Raw genomic sequence first — 18,962 nt, 5'->3', positions numbered from 1 at the left:
CCGGCATCCTCCGGTGGAGGTTCTACGTCGACGGCCTCGAGGATCACGTGCGCGTTCGTCCCGGACATCCCGAACGCCGACACCCCAGCACGACCCGGCACCCACGACACCGGCTCCGACAGCAGCCGCACCGCACCCGCCGACCAATCCACCCGCGAACTCGGCTCATCCACATGCAACGTGCGCGGCAACACCCCATACCGCATCGCCAACACCGTCTTGATCACCCCGGCCACCCCAGCAGCCGCCTGGGTATGACCGAGATTCGACTTCAGCGACCCCAACCACAACGGCCGCTCCCGCTCCCCGCCATAAGCCGAGATCAGCGCCTGCGCCTCGATCGGATCCCCCAACCGGGTCCCCGTCCCGTGCGCCTCCACCACATCGACATCACCCGGCGACAACCGCGCATCCTCCAGAGCCTCGACGATCACCCGTTCCTGAGCCGGGCCGTTCGGCGCGGTCAGGCCGTTCGACGCGCCGTCCTGGTTCACGGCGGAGCCACGGACGACCGCAAGGACCGGATGCCCGTTGCGCCGGGCATCCGACAACCGCTCCACCACCAGCAGGCCCACACCCTCGGACCAGCCCGTACCGTCCGCCGCCTCGGCGAACGGCTTGCACCGGCCGTCCGCCGCCAGCCCACCCTGCCGGCTGAACTCCACGAAGACGTCCGGGCCGGCCATCACCGCCACGCCACCGGTGAGCGCCAGGTCGCACTCGCCGCGCCGCAGCGACGCCACGGCCAGGTGCAGCGCCACCAGCGACGACGAACAGGCCGTGTCGACCGTCAGCGCCGGCCCTTGCAGGCCGAGCGTGTAGGAGACCCGCCCGGAGAAGACACTGGTGGCGCTGCCGGTCAGCCGGTAGCCCTCCACCTCGGCGGGCACGCTGGTCAGCCCGGCGCCGTAACCCTGCGGGGAGGCACCGACGAACACGCCCGTACGACTGCCGCGCAGCGAGCGCGGGTCGACACCGGCCCGCTCGAACGCCTCCCACGAGGTTTCCAGCAACAGCCGCTGTTGCGGGTCCATCGCGGTCGCCTCCCGCGGCGAGATCCCGAAGAAGCCGGCGTCGAACTCCCCGGCACCGTCGAGGAAGCCGCCCATCCGCACGTCGCTGCGGCCGGCTCGCGCCGGGTCCCAGCCGCGGTCCGCCGGGAACGGGCCGAGCACCTCCCCGCCGTCGGTCACCAGGCGCCACAGGTCCTCCGGCGACGCGATGCCGCCCGGGTAGCGGCACGCCATGCCGACAATGGCGATCGGCTCGTCCGGTTCGGTCGCGACCGCGGGTGTGACCGCGGCCGGAGCCTCCTCGCCGAGGCGGGCGGCGAGCTCGGCGGCCAGCGCCGCCGGGGTGGGGTGGTCGAAGACGACGGTGACCGGCAGCCGCAGACCGGTTTCGGCCTGGAGCAGTTGGCGCAGTTCCACCGCGGTCAGCGAGTCGAAGCCGAGGTCGCTGAAGGCGCGGTCGGCCTCGATCCCGTCGCTGGTGTCGTGGCCGAGGACGGCGGCGGCGTGGCCGCGTACCAGATCGGTCAAGAAACGATCGCGGTGCGCGAGCGGCACTGCGGCCAGGCGCCCTGCCGTGGCCGGCTCCCGCGCAGCGGCCGCCGGGAGGCCGGCCAGCAGCGGACGGGGCCGTGCCGCGGCGAAGGTGGCCGCGAACAGGTCCCAGTCCACGTCGGCCACCGCGAGGGTGGTCTCCCCGTCGGCGACGGCTCGCCGCAACACGGCGAGCGCCCGGCCCGGTTCCATCGCGGCCAGGCCGCGCTGGCGCAACCGTTCGGTCGCGGCCTCCCCGGCCATGCCGCCGCCAGCCCAGGGTCCCCACGCGACGGAGGTGGCGGCCAGCCCGCGGGCCCGGCGGTGCTCAGCGATGGCGTCCAGGGCGGCGTTCGCGGCGGCATAGGCGGCCTGGCCGCCGCTGCCCCACACCCCGGAGACGGAGGAGAACAGCACGAACGCGTCGAGCGGCGTGTCGCCGAGCAGCTCGTCGAGGTGCTCGGCGCCGCCCACCTTGGCGGCGGCGACCTCATGCAGGTCCGCGACACCGGTCTCGGCCAGGGGCGCTTCCCGCACGATGCCGGCGGTGTGCACGACCGCGCTGAGCGGTAGGTCCGCGGGTACGCCGGCCAGCAGTCCCCGGACCGCCTCGCGGTCGGCGACATCGCAGGCCGCGACGGTGACCCGGGCTCCCAGGGCGGTCAGCTCGGCCCGTAGCTCGGCGGCGCCGGGCGTGTCCTCGCCGCGTCGCCCGGCGAGCAACAGGTGCGGCGCCCCGGCCCGGGCCAGCCACCGCGCGACATGGCCGCCGAGCGCACCGGTCCCGCCGGTGATCAGCACCGTGCCGCGCGGCCGCCACTCCGGGCCGGACAGTCCGCCGGCACCGGCGCGCCGCAGCCGCCGGGCCAGGATGCCGTCGCCGCGGACGGCGATCTGATCCTCGTCGCCGGCACCGCCACCGAGCAGGCTCAGCAACCGGCCGATGCTCTCCGGGTCCAGCTGCTCGGGCAGGTCGATGAGGCCGCCCCACCGGTCGGGAGACTCCAGGGCGAAGACCCGGCCGAGTCCCCAGACGGCGGCCGCGCGCGGGTCCGGCGGCCCATCGGCGCTTCCCGTACTGACCGCCCGCCGGGTCACCAGCCACAACGGCGCACGGACGTCGGCTGCGGCGAGCGCGCGCATCAGCGTCAGCGTGGCGTCGGGCGGGAGCAGGCTGAGCACACCGCCGATCGGCCCGGCCTTGGCCAGGCGGACCGGGTCCGGCAGGTCGGTACCGGCCAGCACGTTGACTCCGCAGCCGACCAGAGCGTCGACGAGCGGATCCGCTCCGGCCGGCAGGACCACCAGCCAGGTGCCGTCCGGCCGGGCCGGGGCGGGATCCGGCAGGGGCCGCCAGTCGATCCGGTAACGCCAGCGGGACACGGCGTCGGTGGTGCCGTCGTCGACCGGCCAGAACCGGCGGTGCTGGAAGGCGTACGTGGGCAGCGGTGCCCGGCGAGCGCCCGTGCCGGCGAACAACGCGGCCCAGTCCACGGCCACGCCGTGCACGTGGAGGTGGCCGACGGCAGCCATCACGGCGGCCACCTCGGGGCGCGTCCCGCGCAGCACGGGCACGCCCGGTACGCCGACGCACTGCTCGGCGAGCCCGGACAGCACCCCGTCCGGGCCGAGTTCCAGGTACGTCGTCGTACCGCCGGCGGCCAGCCGTCGCATGGCGTCGAGGAACCGCACCGGCTCGCGTACCTGCCGGGTCCAGTAGCCGGGGTCGCACGCCTCGGCATCGGTCAGCGGTTCCCCGGTGACCGTGGAGATCAGCGGAATCTTCGGCGGCGCGAAGTTCAAGCCCTCGGTGACCGCGCGGAAGTCGTCCAGCATGCCGTCCAGGTGCGGGGCATGGAAGGCGTGGCTGACCTGCAACGTACGGGTCCTGCGGCCAAGGTCGCGGAAGTGCGCGGCGATCCGTTCGACCTGGTCGGGGTCACCGGAGATCACGCAGGCGCGCGGCGCGTTCACGGCGGCGAGGCCGACCGTCGTCTCGTGGCCGTCGAGCATCGGTCGCACCTCGTCGGCGTTGGCCTCGACCGCGGCCATCGCCCCCCGGTGCGGCACCGCCTGCATGAGCCGGCCCCGTGCGGCCACCAGGGTGGCGGCGTCGTCGAGGTCGAGAACTCCGGCGGTGTGCGCGGCGGCGACCTCACCGATGGAGTGCCCGGCGAGCCGGGCCGGCCGGATGCCCCAGCTCTCCAGGAGCCGGAACTGGGCCACCTCGACGGCGAAGAGGGCGACCTGGGCGTACTCGGTCCGGTCGAGAGCGTCCGGGTCGCCCAGGATGTCGCGGACCGGCCGGTCGAGGTGGCGGTCCAGCCGGTCGCAGACCGCGTCGAACGCCTCGGCGTAGGCCGGGAACGCCGCGTAGAGAGCCTGCCCCATGCCGGCGCGCTGGCTGCCCTGGCCGGTGAAGAGATACGCCAGGCCGTCGCCGCCGGGCACACCGACGCTGACATGGGCGGCGGGCCGCCCCTCGGCGAGCGCGTCGAGTCCGCGCAGCAGTTCGTCGCGGCCGGCCGCGACCACGACCGCCCGGTGGTCGAGCGCCGCCCGGGTGGTGGCCAGCGAGTAGGCCACATCAGCGTCACGAGCGTCCGGGTCCCCGCGAAGGGCGGTACGCAGCCGGCGCGCCTGCGCTCGCAACGCCTCCGCGCTGTGCCCGGCGAGCACATAGGGCAGCGCTTCCGGGGCGACCCCTCCGCCGGTCCCGTCGACGGCCGGAGGCGCTTCCAGTACGGCATGCGCGTTGGTGCCGCTGATGCCGAACGCGGAGATACCGAAACGTCGCGGTCGCCCCTCGGCGGGCTGCCACGGCACCTGCTCGGTGAGCAGCCGCACCGCCCCGGCGGACCAGTCCACGTGCGGTGTCGGCGCGTCCACGTGCAGCGTGGCCGGCAGAACCCCGTGCCGCAGTGCCTCCACCATCTTGATCAGTCCGGCGGCACCGGCGGCGGCCTGGGTGTGGCCCAGGTTCGACTTCACCGACCCGAGCCAGAGCGGCCGCTCCCGGTCCGTCCCGTAGGTCGCCAGCAACGCCTGCGCCTCGATCGGGTCGCCCAGCCGCGTGCCGGTGCCGTGCGCCTCCACCGCGTCGACCTCGCCGGGGTCCAGGCCGGCGTCGGCCAGCGCCTGCCGGATGACGCGTTGCTGGGCGGGGCCGTTCGGTGCGGTCAGGCCGTTGCTGGCGCCGTCCTGGTTGACCGCGCTGCCGCGCAGCACGGCCAGCACCGGGTGCCCGTGGCGGCGGGCGTCGGAGAGCCGTTCCAGGACCACCATGCCGGCGCCCTCACCCCAGCCGGTCCCGTCCGCGGCCGCCGCGAAGGGCTTGCACCGGCCGTCCGGGGCGAGCCCCCGCTGCCGGCTGAACTCGACGAACAGGGCCGGTGTCGACATGACGGTGACCGCACCGGCGAGGGCCAGGTCGCATTCCCCGCGCCGCAGCGCCTGCGCGGCCAGGTGGACGGCGACCAGCGCCGACGAACAGGCGGTGTCGACGGTGAGGGCCGGGCCTTCCAGGCCCAGGGCGTACGCGATCCGGCCGGAGAACACGCTAGCCGCGCTGCCGGTGACCAGATAGCCCTCGCCGCCGTCGGCGGCGTCCGGTGCGGTGGCGAGCAGCGCCGGGTAGTCCTGGCCGTTGGTGCCCGCGAACACGCCGGTGCGGCTGCCGCGTAGCGCGGACGGGTCGATGCCGGCCCGCTCGACGGCCTCCCAGGCGATCTCCAGCAGCAGTCGCTGCTGCGGGTCCATGGCGAGCGCCTCGCGCGGGCTGATTCCGAAGAACGCCGCGTCGAACCCGGCCGCGTCACGCAGGAAGGCGCCCTCACGGGCGTAGGAGGTGCCGCGACGGCCGGGATCCGGGTGGTACAGGTCGCCGCTCCAGCCGCGGTCGGCCGGGAACGGGCCGACCGTGTCGACGCCGTCCAGGACCGTACGCCACAGGTCCTCGGGGGTGTCGATGCCGCCGGGGAACCGGCAGCTCGTGGCGACCAGCACGATCGGGTCGCCGCCGCCGGCGGTGGCGACCGGAACCGGTAGCCGGGCCGTGTCGCCGAACAGTTCCGCGCCGAGCCGCTGCGCCAGCGCGGCCGGGGTGGGCTCGTCGAACACCACCGTGGCGGGCAGGCTCAGCCCGGTGACGGCACCCAGCCGGTTACGGATCTCCACCCCGGTCAGCGAGTCGAGCCCCAGATCCTTGAACGAGCGGTCCGCGCGTACCGTCTCCGGCCCGCTATGGCCGAGCGTGGCCGCGACGTGCTCGCGGACCAGGTCGAGCAGCGCCCGCTGCCGGTCCTGCGGCGTACCGGCGGCCAGCCGGTCGACCAGACCGGCCGGACCGGCGCCGGCCCGGCGGCTCTCGGCCGCCCGGATGGCGCGCACTTCCGGTACGGCGTGCAGCAGCGGCCGGACCCGGGAGGCGGTGAACGCCAGATAGAGCCGATCCCAGTCGATGTCCACCACGGCCAGGGTCGCGGCGCCCGACTCGACGGCTCGGTGCATCCCGGCCAGCGCCACCTCGGGCGGCATCTGCGGCAGGCCGTGCCGGCGGAGCAGATTCTCGACGCCGGCCAGCGCGGCCATGCCCCCGCCGGCCCAGGCGCCCCAGGCGATGGAGGTGGCCGGCAGACCGGCGGCGTGGCGGCGTTCGGCGAGCGCGTCGAGGAAGGCGTTCGCCGGGGCGTAGCCGCCCTGGCCCGGTACGCCGAGCGTGCCGGCGATCGACGAGAACAGCACGAACGCCCGCAGGTCGAGGTGCCGGGTCAGTTCGTCCAGGTGGGTGGCGGCCGTGGCCTTGGCGTGCAGCGCGGTGGCGAGCTGGTCCGGTCGCAGCTGCCGCACCACGGCGTCGTCCAGAACCGCGGCGGTGTGCACGACGGCGGTGGGCGGGTGCTCGGCGATGACCGCGGCGAGCTGGTCCCGGTCGGCGACGTCGCAGGCGGTCAGGGTGACCCGGGCGCCGAGCCCGGTCAGCTCGTCCCGGAGCCGCTCGGCCCCGGGCGCGTCCGGCCCGCTGCGGCTGAGCAGCAGCAGATGCACGGCACCCTGCCGGGCGGCCCAGCGGGCGACGTGCGCGCCGAGCGCGCCGGTGCCGCCGGTGATCAGTACGGTTCCGGACGGCTGCCACGACACCGCCGGGTCCGGCCTCACCGGTGCGGGCACGAGGCGGCGCAGGAAGACCCCGTGCGTACGGATGGCGACCTGGTCCTCGCCGTCGCGTCCGGTCAGGACCGCGGCGAGCCGGTCGCCGGCCGCGGCGTCGACGGTGTCCGGAAGGTCGACCAGGCCGCCCCAGCGGTCGCCGTGCTCGAGGCCGATGACCCGGCCCAGTCCCCAGATCAGGGATTGCCGGGGCGCGTCCAGCGGGTCACCGGCACCGACCGACACCGCGGACCGGGTGGCCAGCCACAGGGGTGCGGTGATCCCGGCGTCGCCGAGAGCCTGGGTCAGCGCGAGAGTGGCGGCCAGTCCGGCCGGCACCTCGGGGTGGTCCGGGTGTGCCGTCTCGTCGTAGCCGAGCAGCGACAGGACCCCGGCGATCGGTCCCGCGCCGAGCGCCCCCGACAGGTCGGCATCGGTAACCTGCCGCACGTCAGCGCCGTGCCGGGTCAGCGCCGGCACGAGATCTGGGTGGTCGGCGCCGGCCGGGGTGACCAGGAGCCAGGTGCCGTGCAGGGCGCCCGCGGGCAGGGTGGCCGGGTGCCAGGCGACCCGGTACGTCCCGGGTCCGGCCGCCGGTGCCGGTGCGGGCGCCTCGAGCCAGTAGCGGCGGCGCTGGAAGGCGTACGTGGGCAGGTCGACGCGCACCGGCTCGTGGGGTGCGTAAACCGTGTTCCAGTCGACCGCTACGCCGCGGGTCCAGGCCCGGGCGAGCGCGGCATCGATGTCGTCCTCACCGCGGCGCAGGGTGCTGAGATCGAGGCCGAGCACCGGGTGCGGGCTGACCTCTACCAGCGTGCCCAGCCCGGTGATCGCGTCGGCGAACCGCACGGTCTGCCGCAGATTTCGGTACCAGTAGGCGGCGTCCAGCACCACGTCCTCGCCCGGGGTGACCGTGGAGTGGAACGGCACCTGCGGCGCCAAGGGCACGATTCCGTCCAGGGCAGTCAGGATCTCCTCGCGGACCGCCTCCACATGCGGGGAATGCGACGCGTAGTCCACCGCGATCCGCCGCGCCCTCGGCTCCTTAGTCAGGAACCGGTCCACCGCCTCTGTGTCACCGGACAGGATCACCGACTCCGGGCCGTTGACCGCCGCAATCGACAGCCCGCCCGGATCGACGTCAGCGAACGGCACCGACACCATCCCGCCCCGACCCGCGATCGCCCGCAACGCCCGACTGCGCAACGCCACCACCCGCGCCGCGTCATCGAGAGACAGCGCCCCGGCCACATAAGCAGCAGCAATCTCCCCCTGCGAATGACCCACCACCCCGGCCGGTTCGACCCCGTAGGACCGCCACAGGGCAGCGAGGGACACCATCACCGCGAACAGGGCCGGCTGCACCACATCGACCTGGTCGAGGGGGCCGGCCAAGACTTCGCGCAGCGACCAGCCGGTGTGCGGCTTCAGCGCCTCCTCACACGCCTGCATCGACGCCGCGAACACCGGCGAGCTGTCCCACAACGCCAAACCCATCCCGGTCCACTGCGAACCCTGACCCGGGAACACGAAGACCGTCCGCATCGGCGCCTCGGCGGTGCCGCGCACCAGACGGGGATGCTCACGGCCCGCCGCCAGCGCGTCCAGGGCTTCTTCGCCAATGGCCACCGCCCGGTGCTCGAACGCGGTCCGTGCGGCGAGCGCGGCCCCCATATCGGCCGGGCGCGCGGGTGGCGCGGTGGCGAGGAACGACCGCAGGCGTGCGGCCTGCTCGCGCAGCGCCTCGGGCAGGTGCCCGGAGAGCGGCCACGGCACGCGCACCGCCGGGCTCTCCAGGGTTACGGCCGGCTGCGGTTCGGCGCCCTCGACGATGACGTGTGCGTTGGTGCCGCTGATCCCGAACGCGGACACCCCGGCCCGGCGCGGATGTCCGGCTGACGGCCACGGCGTGGCCTCAGTCAGCAGCGACACCGCGCCGACCGGCCAGTCGACGTGTGGGGTGGGCCGGTCGACGTGCAGAGTGCGCGGCAGCACCCCGTGCCGCATCGCCTCGACCATCTTGATCAGCCCGGCCACCCCGGCGGCGGCCTGCGTGTGCCCGATGTTCGACTTCACCGAACCGAGCCACAGCGGGCGCTCCCGCTCGTTCCCGTAGGCGGCGATCAGCGCCTGCGCCTCGATCGGATCGCCCAGGGTCGTACCGGTTCCGTGCGCCTCCACCGCGTCCACGTCGGCCGCCCGCAGCCCGGCGTCGGCCAGCGCCGCCCGGATGACCCGCTGCTGCGCGGGCCCGCTGGGTGCGCTGAGCCCGTTCGAGGCGCCGTCCTGGTTCACCGCCGAACCGCGCACCACCGCGAGCACCGGATGCCCGAGCCGGTGCGCGTCGCTGAGCCGCTCCAGCAGCAGCACCCCGGCGCCCTCTGACCAGCCCGTACCGTCGGCCGCCGCCGCGAACGGCTTGCACCGGCCGTCCGCCGCCAGCCCGCCCTGCCGGGCGAACTCCACGAACGTGGCCGGTGTGGCCATCACCGCGACCCCACCGGCCAGGGCCATCGAGCACTCGCCGCGGCGCAGCGACTCGACCGCGAGGTGCACGGCCACCAGCGACGACGAACACGCCGTGTCGACCGTCAGAGCCGGCCCCTGCAACCCGAACGTGTACGCCACCCGCCCCGACATCACACTGCCGGTGTTGCCGGTCAGCAGGTGCCCTTCGACCTCGGCGGGCGCTGTGGTGAACCGGCTGGCGTAGTCGTGGTACATCGCCCCGGTGAAGACGCCGACCTGCTGTCCGCGTACCGATCGGGGGTCGACGCCGGCCCGCTCGAAGGTCTCCCAGGTCAGCTCCAGCATCAGGCGCTGCTGCGGGTCCATCGCGGTCGCCTCGCGTGGGCTGATCCCGAACAGCTCCGCGTCGAAGTCGGCCGCGTCGTAGAGGAAGCCACCGACGCCGTCCCTCCCCCAGCCGCGGTCGGCGGGGAACGCGGAGATGGCGTCGCCCTCCGCCGCGACGAGCCGCCACAGGTCCTCGGGCGAGCGCACACCGCCGGGATAGCGGCAGCCCATGGCGACGACGGCGATTGGCTCCCGATCCGCCCTCGCCACAGCAACCGCGGCGGCCGGCTTCCGCGCGGCGAACAGGTCCGCCAGGTGGTCGGCGAGCGCGGCTACGGTGGGATGGTCGAAGACCAAGGTCGCCGGCAGTCGCAGCCCGGTCGCGGCGGCGAGCTGATTGCGCAGCTCCAGCACGGTCAGCGACTCGAACCCGAGCGCCTTGAACGGGCGGTCGGCGTCGATCGGATGGTCGGCCGGATGGCCGAGGACCGTGGCGGCGGCTCGTCGTACCAGGTCGCGCAGGGCGTCGCGGCGTTCGGCCGCGGGCAGCCCGGCCACGCGCGACGTCTGCCGCCGGGCCGGCGCGGCACGTTCCAGGCGGGCCGGTACGGCCAGCGCCGTATCAAGCGCGCACGCCCGGTCGAACAGCGCGAGCCCCTGCTCGGTGCCGAGCGGCACCAGCCCGTTGCGGGCCAGCCGGCGCAGGTCGAGCTTGCTCAGCTCGCCGGTCATCCCGCTGCGCTCGGCCCACAGGCCCCACGCCAGCGAGAGGGCCGGCCGGCCCGCGGCGCGCCGGTGCTGCGCCAGCGCGTCGAGGAAGGTGTTGGCGGCGGCGTAGGCGGCCTGGCCGGGACCGCCGGTGACGCCGAGCACCGAGGAGAACAGCCAGAAGGCACGCAGGTCCGCGCCGGCCGTCAACTCGTGCAGGTGCACGGCGGCGTCGACCTTCGGCCGCAGCACCCGGCCGAGCCGCTCGGGGGTGAGTGAGCCGACCACGCCGTCGTCGAGGACGCCCGCCAGGTGGGCGACGGCGGTCAGCGGATGCGCGGCCGGAATCGAGTCGATGACGGCGGCCAGGGCGGCCCGGTCACTCACGTCGCACGCGGCGAACCGGGCGTCGGCGCCGAGCCCGGCGAGCTCCGCCGCCAGCTCCTCGGCGCGCCCGCCACGGCTGAGCAGCAGCAGGTGGCGTACCTCGTGGGTGGTCACCAGGTGGCGGGCCACCAGGCGGCCGAGCGTGCCGGTGGCGCCGGTGATCAGCACCGTGCCGTCCCGATCCAGCTCGGCCGGGGCGGCGTCCGGCGCCGGTGCGGCCGGCACCAGCCGCGGTGCGAACGCCTTCCCGGCCCGGATCGCCAGCTGGGTCTCACCCGGCGGCACCGCGTCCGGCACCTCCGCGCCGGGCTCCAGATCGAGGAGCACGAACCGGTCCGGGTTCTCGTTCTGCGCGGACCGGATCAGGCCCCACACCCCGGCCGCCGCCAGCCCGGGCACCGCATCGGCGTCACCGGCGGCCACCGCGCCGCGGGTCACCACCACCAGCCGCCCACTCTCGGTGGCGAGGTGCTCCTGCGCTACGCGCAGAGCGTCACGGGCGGCCACGTGGGCGGTCGCGGTCAGCTCCCCGGCCGCCGGCGGGTCGATTTCCAGGAAACCCTTTTCCGGTACGGCCTCCGCGCGCCACGGCACCTCGGTCCACCGCACCTCGAACAGGGTGTCCGCGTCCACGCCGAGCTGGGCGGCGGTGACCGGGCGGGCCCGCATCGACTCGGCGCTCAGCACCGGTGTCCCGGCGGCGTCGCAGGCGACCAGGGCCACCGCGTCGGGTCCGGCGGGCGTGATCCGCACCCGCAGCAGGCCGGCGGGGGTGTCCGCGTGCCGGGTGACACCCGACCAGGCGAACGGGAGCCAGGTGCTGCCGGCCGCCGGGAACGGGCCGAGGCCGAGCGCGTGCAGGGCACCGTCGAGCAGTGCCGGGTGCGGCGCGTACGTCCCGGCCGGCTGGTCCGCGGCGAGCTCGACCTCCGCGTACAGGTCGTCGCCGTCCCGCCACGCGGCACGCAGCGTCTGGAAGGCCGGCCCGTAGCCGAAGCCGTCGGCGGCCAGGACGTCGTACCGGCCGTCCAGGTCGAGGGCGGTGGCGCCCGGCGGCGGCCAGGCGGTGAGCGGTTCGGGCGGTGTGGCGCCGGGCTCGGCCGAGACGACCCCCTGAGCGTGCCGGGTCCACGATTCGGCGGCCGGCGGCCGGGAGTGGACGCTCACCGCACGCCGGCCGTCGTCGTCCGCGGCGGCCACGGTCACCCGCAGTTGGATCGCGGTGCCCGGCGGCAGCCGCAGAGGTGTTTCGAGGACCAGTTCGGCGACGTGGTCGCCGCCGGCCGCGTGCAGGGCCAGTTCGAGTAGTGCCGTGCCGGGGAGCAGGACCGTGTCGAGGACGGCGTGGTCGGCGAGCCAGGGTTGATCGTCGGTTGACACCCGGGCGGTGTAGAGGTGCCCGCCGTCGGGAAGGTCGACCGACGCGCCGAGCAGCGGGTGGCCGGCGTCGTCCAGGCCCGCGCCGGTCAGGTCGCCGCTCGGGCGTGGGGTGAGCCAGTAGCGGCGCCGCTGAAAGGGGTAGGTGGGCAGGTCCAGCCGGCGCGGGCTGTGCGGCACGTACACCGCCTCCCAGTCGATCTCCGCACCGTGGGTCCAGGCCTGGGCCAGCGCGCCGGTGATGTCACCCTGGTCGCGGCGCAGCGTGCCGAGATCGAGGCCGAGTACCGGGTGCGGGCTGATTTCGAGAAGGACGCCAGGCACGGCGGCGACCGCGTCGGCGAACCGGACCGTCTGCCGCAGGTTGCGGTACCAGTAGTCGGCGTCCGGGACCACGTCCTCGCCCGGCATGACCGTCGAGTGGAACGGCACGACGGGTGTGCGTGGCTCGATCCCGTCAAGCGCCGCGAGGATCTCGTCCTTTACGGCTTCCACGTGCGGGGAATGCGAGGCGTAGTCCACCGCGATCCGCCGGGCTCGCGGTTCCTCAGCGAGGAACCGGTCCACCGCGTCTTTGTCACCGGACAGGATCACCGACTCCGGGCCGTTGACCGCCGCAATCGACAGCTCGCCCGCATCGACGTCGGCGAACGGCACCGACACCATCCCGCCCCGCCCGGCGATCGCCCGCAACGCCCGACTCCGCAACGCCACCACCCGCGCGGCGTCCTCCAGCGACAGCGCGCCCGCCACATGCGCCGCAGCGATCTCCCCCTGCGAATGACCCACCACCGCCGACGGTTCGACCCCGTAAGACCGCCACAACGCCGCCAGGGACACCATCACCGCGAACAAGGCGGGCTGCACCACATCCACCTGATCCAGCGGGCCCGCCAACTGCTCCCGCAGCGACCAGCCGGTGTGCGGGCGCAGCGCCTCCTCACACGCCTGCATCGACGCGGCGAACACCGGCGAGCTGTCCCACAACTGCAAGCCCATCCCGGTCCACTGCGACCCCTGACCCGGGAACACGAAGACCACCCGGCCGTCGCCGGCGCGCCGGATCACGTCCTGGCCGACGACCGTGCGGTAGTCCAGAGCGGCACGCCCGGCCGCCAATGAGTACGCCACATCCACCCGGCGGGCACCGGGCGCCAGCGCGGTCAGGTTCTCGATCTGGGCTGCGACGGCCTCCGGGCTCGCGCCGGAGACGATCCACGGCACGTCCTCCGGTCCGGTCTCCTCGGCGGCCGCGACCTGCTCATCGGCGACGCCCTCGACGATGACGTGGGCATTGGTGCCGCTGATCCCGAAGGACGACACGCCGGCCCGGAGCAGCCGGTCCGGTTCCCAGGCCACGGCGTGGTTCAGCAGTCGTACCGATCTCGCGGACCAGTTCACGTGCGGTGTGGGCTGGTCGGCGTGCAGGGTGCGGGGCAGCAACCCGTGCCGCATCGCCTCGACCATCTTGATCACCCCGGCCACCCCCGCGGCGGCCTGCGTGTGCCCGATGTTCGACTTCACCGAGCCGAGCCACAATGGCCGGTCTCGCTCGGTCCCGTAGGCGGCGATCAGCGCCTGTGCCTCGATCGGATCGCCGAGGGTGGTGCCGGTTCCGTGCGCCTCCACCGCGTCCACGTCCGCCGGCGTCAGGCCGGCCGCGTCGAGGGCCGCACGGATGACCCGCTGCTGTGCCGCGCCGCTGGGTGCGCTGAGCCCGTTGGACGCGCCGTCCTGGTTCACCGCCGAACCACGGACCACGGCGAGCACCGGATGCCCGAGCCGCCGCGCGTCGCTGAGCCGTTCCAGCAGCAGCACGCCAGCGCCCTCGGCCCAGCTCGTCCCGTCGGCCGCCGCCGCGAACGGCTTGCACCGGCCGTCCGCCGCCAGTCCACCCTGGCGGGCGAACTCCACGAACATGCCGGGTGTGGCCATCACGGCGGCGCCGCCGGCGAGCGCCGTGGAGCATTCGCCGCGGCGCAGTGACTCGACTGCGAGGTGTACCGCCACCAGTGAGGACGAGCAGGCCGTGTCGACTGTCAGCGCCGGGCCGTGCAGGCCCAGTGCGTACGCCACCCGGCCGGACGCCACGCTGGGAGTGGTTCCGGTCAGCCGGTGCCCCTCGGTGCCCTCGGCCGGCTCGTCCAGTGCCGGGCCGTAGCCGAGCGGGCTCACACCGAAGAACACGCCCGCACCGCTGTCCGGGGGCAGGCCGGCGCGTTCGAAGGTCTCCCAGGACAGTTCGAGAAGCAGGCGCTGCTGCGGGTCCATCGCGGTCGCCTCACGCGGGCTGATCCCGAACAGCTCCGCGTCGAACTCGGCCGCGTCGTACAGGAACCCGCCGCGCCCGCTGCCCCGCCAGCCACGGTCAGTGGGAAAGTCACCGATCGCGTCGACGCCGTCAGCGACCAGCCGCCACAGGTCGGCGGGCGAGGCCACGCCGCCCGGGTACCGGCAGGCCATCGCAACGATGGCGATCGGCTCGCTGCCTGCGCCCGGCGCGTCGTCGCCGGCCTGCCCTGTGATCGGCGCGCTCGGCCCCGCCGGCACGTCACCGCCCGCCTGCCCTGTGATCGGCGCGCTCGGCCCCGCCGGCACGTCACCGCCGGCCTGTTTTGTGATCGGTGCGCTCAGCGCCCGGCCGTTGAGCGGCTCGGCCGCCGAGCCGTTCGGCGCTCCATCGGAAGCCGGCACGGTCGCGGCCAGATGGGCGGCGAGTCGCTGCGGCGTGGGGTGGTCGAACAGGTCGGCGGTCGTGAGGCCGGTGCCGGTCGCGGTGGCCAGCCGGCTCGCCAGCTCGACCAGCATGAGCGAGTCCAGCCCGAGGCTGCGGAAGGTCTCATGAACGTCGACACCTGCCGGGCCGGGCGAGCCCAGCGCGCCCGCCACCTCGGCCCGGATCAGGCTGATCAGGTCACCGTTGTGTCGCGGCGCGGCGGCCGGTGCGGGCGCCCGCACGGCCGGGGTCTTCTCCCCGAGCCAGTAACGCGCCCGCTGGAACGGATAGGTGGGCAGCCGTATCGGGCGCGGCCGATAGGGCGCGAAGAACGTCGCCCAGTCCACGCCCACCCCGGCGACGTGCAGCGCGGCGAGTGCGGCGGCCACCGCTTCGGCGTCCGGCCGGTCGCGCCGGAGCAGCGGCACCACCGTCGCCTCCCGCCCGGCCAGGCACTCCCGCGCCATCGCGCTGAGCACCCCGTCCGGGCCCAGCTCCAGCAGATGGGCGACGCCCGCGGCGTACATTTCCTCCACGCCGGCGGCGAACCGCACGGCCTCGCGCGCCTGCCGCACCCAGTGGTCGGCGGTGAACTCGCGCACCGGCTCGCCGGTGCGCCCGCAGACGACCGGGACTGTGGGAGGCGCGTAGGACAGGCGCTGCGCCACCTCAGCGAAACGGTCGAGCATCGGCTCCAGCAGCGGCGAGTGGAACGCGTGGCTGACCGGAAGCTCCCGGATCCGGCGCCCGCGCTCCCGCAGAGCCTCCACGACGCGCGCGACCGCTTCCCGTTCGCCGGAGACGACGACAGCGGACGGCCCGTTGACCGCGGCGATCGACACCGGACCCGCCTCGGCCTCCAGGAGCGCCGCGACTTCGTCCTCGCCCGCCTCCACGGCGGTCATCGCGCCGCCGGCGGGCAACTCGCCCATCAGCCGGCCGCGCGCCTCCACCAGCGTGCAGGCGTCATCGAGGGTGAGCACTCCGGCGACGTGGGCGGCCGCGATCTCGCCGATCGAGTGGCCGAGCAGGCGTGCCGGGCGCAACCCCCACGACCGGACGAGGTGGTACATCGCCACCTCGACGGCGAACAGGGCGGGCTGGGTGACCTCGGTGCGGTGCACCCGGTCCCCGGCGAGGATCTCGGGAAGCAACGAACCGCCGGTGAGCGCGTCGAAGCGGGTGGCCACCTCGTCGAGCGCCGCGGCGTACACCGGGAAGGTCGCGTACAGCTCGGCGGTCATGCCGGGCCGTTGCGCACCCTGCCCGGTGAACAGGAGGCCGAGACCACCGTCGGCCGGGGTCCCACGCAGGACGCCTGGCGCCGGCCGGTCCTCCGCCAGCGCCGCCAGCCCGGCGGCCAGGCTCGCCCGGTCACCCCCGACCACCGCGGCCCGCTCCTTGAACGCCGTCCGGGCCGTCGCGAGCCGGTGACCGATGTCGGCGAGCGTGGCGTCCGGCGCTTGCTCCAGCCAGGACAGCAGGTCGCGGGCCTGATCCCGCAGGGCCGCGGGGGTGCGTCCGGAGAGCACCCACGGCGCCGCGGCCATCGGTGGGCCGGGCTCGGCCGGTGCGGGCTCGGCCGGAGCCGGTCCGACCACCACATGACAGTTCGTGCCGCCGATGCCGAACGAGCTGACGCCCGCGAGGAACGGCCGCTCCCAGCCGAGGCGCTCGGTGACGACGCTCAGGTTCAGCTCGGCGAGCGGGATCTCCGGCCGCTCCGCGGAGAAGTTCAAGCTGGGCGGCAGCTCGCGGTTCCGCATCGCGAGCACCACCTTGAGCAGGCCGGCGACCCCGGCGGCAGCCTCCAGGTGCCCGATGTTCGTCTTGACCGAGCCGACCAGCAGCGTCGATCCGGCAGGCCGCCCGGCCGCGACCGCACCGAGCGCGGCCGCCTCGATCGGGTCGCCGCGTTTGGTGCCGGTGCCGTGCAGCTCCACGTACCGCAGCTCGGACGGGTCGGCCCCGGCCCGCGCGCAGGCCAGCCGGATGACCTCCTCCTGCGCACCGGCCTCGGGAACGGTGAGACCCGCGCCTCCCCCGTCGTTGTTGACGGCACTGCCCCGGATGACGGCGCTGACCGGGTCGCCGTCCGCCAGGGCCGCGGCGAGCGGTTTGAGGACCACCAGCGCGCCGCCCTCGGCACGCACGAAGCCGTTGGCGCCGGCGTCGAACGCCCGCGAGACGCCGTCCGGCGACAAAGCCCCGGTACGGGCCAGGGCGAGCGCGTTCTCGACGGTCAGGGTCAGGCTGACGCCGCCCGCGATCGCGACGGACGACTCCCCGCGGCGCAGGCTCTCGCATGCCAGGTGGACGGCCACCAGCGATGACGACTGGCCGGTGTCGACGGTCAGGCTCGGGCCGCGCAGGCGCAGCGCGTACGAGATCCGGTTGGCGATCATGGTGCGCTGCTGGCCGATGAAGGTGTGCGCGGTGATGCCCGTACGCCCCTGCCGGTCGGCCAGCAGCGCGTAGTCGTTGCTCGCCGCACCGATGAAGATGCCGGCGGGAACGCCGGCGAGCCGTGCGGGCGGCACGCCGGCGTCCTCGAGGGCCTCCCAGCCGAGCTCGAGAGCGAGCCGCTGCTGCGGGTCCATCGCCGCCGCCTCGCGCGGCGTGATGCCGAAGAACGCGGGGTCGAAGCGGTCGACGTGGTCCAGGAACCCGCCGAAGCCGACGCCCCGGTCCAGGTCCGGCCAGCGATCGGCCGGAGTGGGTCCGAGTGCGCTGCGGCCCTCGCGCAGCAGCACCCACAATGCCTCGGGATTCCGCGCCTGCGGCAACCGGCAGGAAATCCCGATCACGGCGATATCCGTCACCGGATCCATGTGTGCTGCTCCCCCGTTTCAGGCGGGCCGCGTTTCATTCACATGAAACGAATGGCCGGGCCGTACTCCGTCCGATCACCCCGAATTAATTACCTGAGCGACAATCGGAGGGAATGAAAATACAACGGGGAAGCGCACACCGCGCAACACGAGATTGAATTACCTGAAGCGTCTGTTCTCAGCCGCGGGGCAGCTGCTCCAGCACCCGCAGGACGCCGGCCGCGCCGTCCTCCCGTGCGATCCGGGCGGCCACGTCCGCCGCCCGCCGCCGGTAGTCTGGGCGCCCCGCGGCCTCGGTCAACGCCCCGGCGAGCCGGTCGGCGCTCAGCCGCCGGAACGGGATCACCTCCGGCGCGACACCCAGTCCCTGGAGGCGCTGCGCCCAGAACGGCTGGTCCACCATGAACGGCACCGGCACCGCGGGCACGCCGGCCCGCAGCCCCGCCGCCGCCGTGCCCGCCCCGGCGTGGTGCACGACTGCGGCGACCTGCGGGAACAGCCAGTCGTGCGGCACCTCCGACACGGTCAGCACGTTGTCGCCGGCCGTCTCGAGACCGGCCCACCCGGTGTTCACCACCGCCCGCAGCCCACTCCTGCGCAGCGCCGTGACGACCAGCCAGGAGAGAGCTTCCCGGTCGACCACGGGCATGCTGCCGAAGCCGATGTAGACGGGCGGCGGGCCGGCGGCGAGGAAGTCGACCAGCTCCGGCGCGGGCTTGAAGTCGGGGTCGGGAGCCGGCCACCAGTAGCCCACGGTGTGGTTCCACTCCGGCCAGTCCGCGGGCTGCGGCACCACGACCGGGCTGTAGCCGTAACAGATCGGCCAGCGCGCCGCCTCCACCTGCGCCAGCCACGCGTCCGGCTTCATCACCGGCAGGCCCAGCTCGGTCCGCAGCTCGTCGACCACCTTGCGGAACGGCTGCTGCCCCAGGCCGCGCAGCGCCGTCGCCGCCTTGCGGTTGCCCCACCCGCCCAGCGACCGGGTGGTCACCGTGCACGGCGGGAACTCCCGCGTCGGGGTCATCGGCTGCAGGTAGACACCCATGCTGGGCAGCCCCAGCCCCTCGGCCACGTGCGCGCCGATCCAGCCGGCCGGCGTCAGCAGCACCACGTCCGCCTCCCGCGCCGCCGCGAGCATCGCCTGGGCCATCGGGCCGGCGTGCTCGGCCACCACCTTGTTCACCGCGAGCGTCACCTTGAGCGGGCTGCTCGTGCCGCTCGCGGCCAGCCGGGAGGTCATCTCCTCCTGGGTGTCCAGCGGCAGCGGGTGGAAGCCCAGCCCCCGGCTGCGCACCAGCTCCTCGAAAAGCCCGTGGGTGGCGAGGGTGACCTGGTGCCCGGCCTCCTGCAACCGCACGCCGAGTCCGGTGTAGGGCGCGACGTCACCCCGACTACCAACGGCCATGATCACAATTCGCATCGACGAATGCCTCCAACAATTCTGGGCGACCGGAA

The 18,962-nt window shown here is 74.6% G+C and carries 2 protein-coding genes; both read right to left on the bottom strand.

What is annotated here, in order from left to right; genetic code table 11:
* Positions 1-17,507 (bottom strand): type I polyketide synthase (locus I4J89_RS50395; protein ID WP_230860451.1); only part of this gene is annotated, 17,507 nt, incomplete at its 3' end.
* A 178-nt stretch (positions 17,508-17,685) separates the two neighbouring features.
* On the bottom strand, positions 17,686-18,912 hold the full coding sequence (locus I4J89_RS40830; RefSeq protein WP_230860450.1) for a glycosyltransferase: 1,227 nt from the start codon (positions 18,910-18,912) through the stop codon (positions 17,686-17,688).
* Positions 18,913-18,962: the final 50 nt, after the last annotated feature.

It is taken from the genome of Actinoplanes aureus (assembly GCF_015704865.1).
Classification (GTDB): Bacteria; Actinomycetota; Actinomycetes; order Mycobacteriales; family Micromonosporaceae; genus Actinoplanes; species Actinoplanes aureus.
Note: the sequence above shows the minus strand (reverse complement) of the source record. Positions and strands in the feature narration are given on the sequence as shown.

What these genes read in the sequence shown, in the direction of transcription:
- I4J89_RS40830 (WP_230860450.1), bottom strand. Translation starts at nt 18,912, where the DNA reads ATGGCCGTTGGTAGTCGGGGTGACGTCGCGCCCTACACCGGACTCGGC.